Below are 5,485 nucleotides of genomic sequence, written 5' to 3' on the forward strand. Positions count from 1 at the left end.
TTGCGCGGCGCCAGGATCTCGGCCTCGCCCTGGACCACCAGCTCATCATTCTGGTTGTACACATTGGTGGCGATGCGCACCTTGAACTTGGGCAGCTTCTCCAGGATTTCCAGGCGCACGGTCAGGGTATCGCCAATTTTGACCGGCTTCTGGAAGCTCATCTGCTGGCCCAGGTAGATGGTGCCAGGGCCAGGCAGGGTGCAGGCCACTGCAGCACTGATCAGCGCGCCGCTGAACATGCCGTGGGCGATGCGCTCGCGGAACATGCTCTTGGCAGCGAACTCGGCGTCCAGGTGTACCGGGTTGTGGTCACCGGACATCGCGGCGAACAACTGGATGTCGCGTTCTTCGACGGACTTCTTGTACTCGGCCTTCTGGCCGACTTCGAGGGCTTCGTAAGGCGTGTTGGTGACCTGGGACATCGGGGCTTCCTTAAGCGGTAGGCGAGGGCGGCTATCATTCACTGCGCACAGGGCGGCCTAGAGCCAGTGCCTGTTCGAGCCAGCCGAGAATATCGGCGGTGACCTCGTCACGGTTGGTTTCGTTGAGTACTTCGTGTCGCGCCTCAGGATAGATGCGCAGCTGTACATGTCGATTGCCGGTCGCGCGCAGGGCGTCGGCCAGGTGGGTGAGACGCTTGCCGGCACTGACCGGATCACATTCACCACCGATAACCAGCAGCGGCAGGTTCGGATCGATCTGCGCGAGGTTACTCGGCTGGCTGATCTGCGCCAAGCCTTGTAGCAGGTCGAGCCACAACTGGTTGCTGCAACGAAAGCCGCACAGCGGGTCTTTGACGTACAGGTCGACCTGCGCAGGGTCGCGGCTGAGCCAGTCGAATGCCGTGCGGTTGGGCTTGAAGGCCTTGTTGAACGAGCCGAACGACAACCACTCGATCAGCGCGCTCTTGCCCAGCGGCCCCTGGCGCCAGGCTTCCAGCCGGGCAATCAACCGCGCCACGCGGTACAGCGCCGCTGGCTGATAGTTGGAGCCGCTGAGGATCGCCCCATGCAGGCTGCCACTGTGGTGCAGCAGATAGGCCTGGGCGATGTAACTGCCCATGCTGTGGCCGAACAGGAACAGCGGCGTGCACGGGTACTGCTGGCCGATGTGCTGCGCCAGCAGCCCGAGGTCGTTGACCACGGCATTCCAGCCATGATGGCGGGCGAACAGGCCCAGGCTACCCAGTTCGGCGGTGCGCCCATGGCCGCGTTGGTCGGCGGCGAACAGGGCAAAGCCGGCCTCGCTCAAGGCATGGCCCAGGTGCTGGTAGCGCCCGGCATGCTCGGCCATGCCGTGGGCCAGCAACACAACGGCTTTTACCGGTGTGGCTGGCAACCATTGGTGCACATACAGGCTGCAGTGCTCGCTGGCGGGCAGCCAGAAGGCGTCGTGAGGCATGGCGGGTCCTTGTGCGCACAGATACCCGAACAGTGTATGCACAACCGACCGGATTGCAGGAAGGGCACAAATAAGATTCACAATGTTAATGGCGGCACTTGGCGTATATGCCGCCTTGGGCTTACCTGCTAACGTCGGATCAACGCCTTTTCGCTTTCGGGCGGGCAGGTGAAAGGACTACAGGACTCACAGCAGGTCCAGGCAGAGGAACAATAATAAATGCAAGCCGACTTCTGGAATGACAAGCGCCCGGCGGGCGTACCTTCTACCATCGATATCAATGCCTACACCTCGGTCGTCGAGGTGTTCGAGCGCTCCTGCAAACGCTTCGCCGACCGCCCGGCCTTCAGCAACCTGGGCGTGACCCTGACCTACGCGGAGCTGGAGCGCCACTCGGCGGCCTTCGCCGCCTGGTTGCAGCAGCACACCGACCTCAAGCCGGGCGACCGCATCGCGGTGCAGATGCCCAACGTGCTGCAATACCCCATCGCCGTGTTCGGTGCCCTGCGCGCAGGCCTGATCGTGGTCAACACCAACCCGCTGTACACCGAGCGCGAGATGCGCCACCAGTTCAAGGACAGCGGTGCGCGTGCGCTGGTGTACCTGAACATGTTCGGCAAGCGCGTGCAGGAGGTGCTTCCCGATACCGGCATCGAGTACCTGATCGAGGCGAAGATGGGCGACTTGCTGCCCACCGCCAAGGGCTGGTTGGTCAACACGGTGGTCGACAAACTGAAGAAGATGGTACCTGCCTACCACCTGCCCCAGGCGGTGCAGTTCAAGCAGGTGCTGCGCCAGGGCCGCGAGTCGTCGCACAAGGCGGTGCCACTGAGCCTGGACGACATCGCCGTGCTGCAATACACCGGCGGCACTACCGGCCTGGCCAAGGGCGCCATGCTCACCCACGGTAACCTGGTGGCCAACATGCTGCAGGTGCTGGCCTGCTTCTCGCAGCACGGGCCGGACGGGCAGAAGCTGATCAAGGACGGCCAGGAAGTGATGATCGCGCCGCTCCCGCTGTACCACATCTATGCCTTTACCGCGAACTGCATGTGCATGATGGTCACCGGCAACCACAACGTGCTGATCACCAACCCTCGGGATATTTCCGGCTTCATCAAGGAGCTGGGCAAATGGCGTTTCTCCGCCTTGCTGGGCCTGAACACGCTGTTCGTCGCGCTGATGGACCACCCGGGCTTCCGTCAGCTCGACTTTTCGGCGCTGAAGGTCACCAACTCCGGCGGCACCGCGCTGGTCAAGGCCACGGCCGAACGCTGGGAGGCGCTTACCGGTTGCCGCATCGTCGAAGGCTACGGGCTGACCGAAACCTCTCCGGTGGCCAGCACCAACCCCTATGGCCAGCTGGCGCGTCTGGGCACGGTGGGCATCCCGGTGGCCGGTACCGCCTTCAAGGTGATCGACGATGACGGCAACGAGTTGCCGCTGGGCGAACGGGGCGAGCTGTGCATCAAGGGCCCGCAGGTGATGAAAGGCTACTGGCAGCAGCCCGAGGCCACGGCCCAGGCCCTGGATGCGGAGGGCTGGTTCAAGACCGGCGACATCGCGGTGATCGACCCGGACGGCTTCACCCGCATTGTCGATCGCAAGAAGGACATGATCATCGTCTCGGGTTTCAACGTGTACCCCAACGAGATCGAGGATGTGGTGATGGGGCATCCCAAGGTTGCCAACTGCGCTGCCATCGGCGTGCCGGACGAGCGCTCCGGAGAGGCGGTGAAGCTGTTCGTGGTGCCGCGCGAGGGCGGGCTGAGCGTGGATGAGCTGAAGGCCTACTGCAAGGCCAACTTCACCGGTTACAAGGTGCCCAAGCACATCGTGCTGCGCGAGTCGTTGCCGATGACGCCGGTGGGCAAGATCCTGCGGCGGGAGCTGCGCGACATAGCTTGATACCGGGTTGGCTTCTTCGCGGGCTTGCCCGCTCCCACAGGTACTGCACAGCATTTGAGAACCGTGAGGTCCCTGTGGGAGCGGGCAAGCCCGCGAATGCCGTGAAACCGCTCTAACAAGCTATTTATAGCCCGATCTGCGACATTTTGGATAATTACTCTAAAAATGACCTGTATTGTTCATTGAGTCATTTTTGTGACCGTGAGGCCTGTTTTGGCCTCTAGGCGACCCCAGGCAAAGCTGTTACTCTCGGCCCGCTTTCAGATGATCCGGTTTGCAACGAGCCGTCATCTCATATCAATAATAAGCGCATCGACGCGTGAATCGAACTTCGCTGTTGCTGAAGGAGTGGGCTTCCATGATCGAACATTTTTGGAAGGATAAGTACCCAGCCGGGATTACGGCGGAAATCAATCCTGACGAATTCCCCAATATCCAGGCGGTACTCAAGCAATCCTGCCAACGCTTTGCCGACAAACCGGCCTTTAGCAACCTGGGCAAGACTATCACTTATGGCGAGCTGTATGCGCTGTCGGGGGCGTTTGCCGCCTGGTTGCAGCAGCATACCGACCTCAAGCCGGGTGACCGTATTGCCGTGCAGCTGCCTAACGTACTGCAATACCCGGTGGCGGTCTTCGGTGCCATGCGTGCCGGGCTGATCGTGGTCAACACCAACCCGCTGTACACCGCACGGGAAATGGAACACCAGTTCAACGACTCCGGCGCCAAGGCCCTGGTGTGCCTGGCCAACATGGCCCACCTGGCCGAGAAGGTGGTGCCCAAGACCCAGGTCAGGCACGTCATCGTCACCGAAGTCGCCGACCTGCTGCCGCCGCTCAAGCGCCTGCTGATCAACAGCGTGATCAAGTACGTGAAGAAGATGGTGCCGGCCTACAATCTGCCGCGTGCCGTACGTTTCAACGATGCACTGGCGCTGGGCAAGGGCCAGCCGGTGACCGAGGCGAACCCACAGGCCAACGACGTGGCGGTGCTGCAGTACACCGGTGGTACTACCGGTGTGGCCAAGGGCGCGATGCTGACCCACCGCAACCTGGTGGCCAACATGCTGCAGTGCCGGGCGCTGATGGGCTCCAACCTGCACGAAGGCTGCGAAATCCTCATCACCCCGCTGCCGCTGTACCACATCTACGCCTTTACCTTCCATTGCATGGCAATGATGCTGATCGGCAACCACAACGTGCTGATCAGCAACCCGCGTGACCTGCCGGCCATGGTCAAGGAGCTGGGCAAGTGGAAGTTCAGCGGCTTCGTCGGCCTCAACACCTTGTTCGTTGCCTTGTGCAACAACGAGGCGTTCCGTGCTCTGGACTTCTCGGCGTTGAAGATCACCCTGTCCGGCGGCATGGCCTTGCAGCTGAGCGTGGCCGAACGCTGGAAAGCCGTGACCGGCTGCGCCATCTGCGAAGGCTACGGCATGACCGAGACCAGCCCGGTGGCCGCGGTGAACCCGGCGGAAGCCAACCAGGTCGGCACCATCGGTATTCCGGTGCCGTCCACCCTGTGCAAGGTCATCGACGACAACGGCAACGAGCTGCCGCTGGGCGAGGTGGGCGAGTTGTGCGTCAAGGGCCCGCAGGTGATGAAGGGCTACTGGCAGCGCGAGGACGCCACCGCCGAGATCCTCGACAGCAATGGCTGGCTGAAGACCGGTGACATCGCCGTGATCCAGCCGGACGGCTACATGCGCATCGTCGACCGCAAGAAGGACATGATCCTGGTCTCGGGCTTCAACGTGTACCCCAACGAGCTGGAAGATGTGCTGGCGGCCTTGCCGGGCGTGCTGCAGTGCGCGGCTATCGGCGTGCCGGACGAGAAGTCCGGTGAAGTGATCAAGGTGTTCATCGTGGTCAAGCCGGGCATGACCGTGACCAAGGAACAGGTGATGGAGCACATGCGCGCCAACGTCACCGGCTACAAGGTCCCGCGCCAGATCGAGTTCCGCGATGCGCTGCCAACCACCAACGTGGGCAAGATCCTGCGCCGCGAACTGCGCGATGAAGAGCTGAAGAAACAGGGCTTGAAGAAGATCGCCTGATCAGAGCCCTGCACGCTCAGTGTGGGAGCGGCCTTGTGTCGCGAAAGGGCCGCAAAGCGGCCCCGGCAATTTCAGCATCACAGCTGAGACCCTGGGGCCGCTCTGCGACCCTTTCGCGAC

4 protein-coding genes are annotated in these 5,485 nt (G+C 62.2%); 2 read left to right on the forward strand and 2 right to left on the reverse strand.

Annotation, left to right across the window (positions count from 1 at the left end):
- Together ACK1U9_RS02425 and ACK1U9_RS02430 are read right to left on the reverse strand one after the other, a co-directional pair.
- The coding region (locus ACK1U9_RS02425; RefSeq protein WP_449109682.1) for a MaoC family dehydratase at positions 1 to 422 on the reverse strand (422 nt) is incomplete at its 3' end.
- Between the two features lie 34 nt (positions 423 to 456).
- Positions 457 to 1,401, reverse strand: coding sequence for an alpha/beta hydrolase (locus ACK1U9_RS02430; protein WP_108481281.1), 945 nt, complete (start codon positions 1,399 to 1,401; stop codon positions 457 to 459).
- Between the two features lie 219 nt (positions 1,402 to 1,620).
- On the opposite strand from ACK1U9_RS02430, the gene fadD2 reads away from it, so the two are divergent.
- Entirely contained in the window at positions 1,621 to 3,309 is a 1,689-nt protein-coding gene (fadD2, locus tag ACK1U9_RS02435; RefSeq protein WP_108481280.1) for a long-chain-fatty-acid--CoA ligase FadD2, read from the forward strand.
- 358 nt (positions 3,310 to 3,667) lie between these two features.
- On the forward strand, positions 3,668 to 5,365 hold the full coding sequence (gene fadD1, locus ACK1U9_RS02440; protein WP_046614682.1) for a long-chain-fatty-acid--CoA ligase FadD1: 1,698 nt from the start codon (positions 3,668 to 3,670) through the stop codon (positions 5,363 to 5,365).
- Positions 5,366 to 5,485: the final 120 nt, after the last annotated feature.

This window comes from Pseudomonas sp. XP1 (genome assembly GCF_053557675.1).